This window comes from Bacillus sp. mrc49 (genome assembly GCF_002803435.1).
The window spans coordinates 1-540 of sequence record NZ_PHNG01000267.1 but is presented as its reverse complement, the minus strand read 5'-3'; the positions used below and the strand labels follow the sequence as shown (position 1 = coordinate 540).

Genomic DNA, 540 nt, shown 5'->3' with positions numbered 1-540 from the left:
TTAAGCCTGGATTGCAGGACTTCAGGGAAGTATACATGCAAAGGCGATACCCTTCTGCAAAAAATTTCCGATGATCTGCTCGAAGGCGGCATCAAAGGACCTGACCAAGGCGGTATCAATCATGTAAATGTCACATATACCATCACCTCTAAGTGGGGGACAGGCTCCATTTTCAATATCAGGATCAAAAATACCGGAACATCGCCTATTGAGGATTGGAAGGTAGGGTTCGATTACGCTGGGGAAATCCAGACAATATGGAATGGGAGGATCATCAGTGAATCACAGCATCACTATGTGATCAAAAATGACCAATGGAATAAAAAGATCAATCCGGGAGAAACGGTGACCGTAGGGGGAGAAGGCAGGGGACCAGCCCCAGCTGTCATCACTAATGTGGCCGTGAATGAAATGGATTAAGAAAAACAAAAAAGACTATTCCAAACAGATATGCCTTTTGGAATAGTCTTTTTTTATGACATTGATTAATTGAATCTTAAAATCTGCGCCGCTTGGATGAACCCGGTATACCAAGATCTT

The 540-nt window shown here is 43.1% G+C and carries 1 protein-coding gene; it reads left to right on the top strand.

Annotated elements, in window-relative coordinates; translation table 11 throughout:
- On the top strand, positions 1-420 hold a 420-nt coding region (locus CVN76_RS01900; RefSeq protein ID WP_198512427.1), incomplete at its 5' end, for a cellulose binding domain-containing protein.
- Between the last annotated feature and the right edge of the window lie 120 nt (positions 421-540).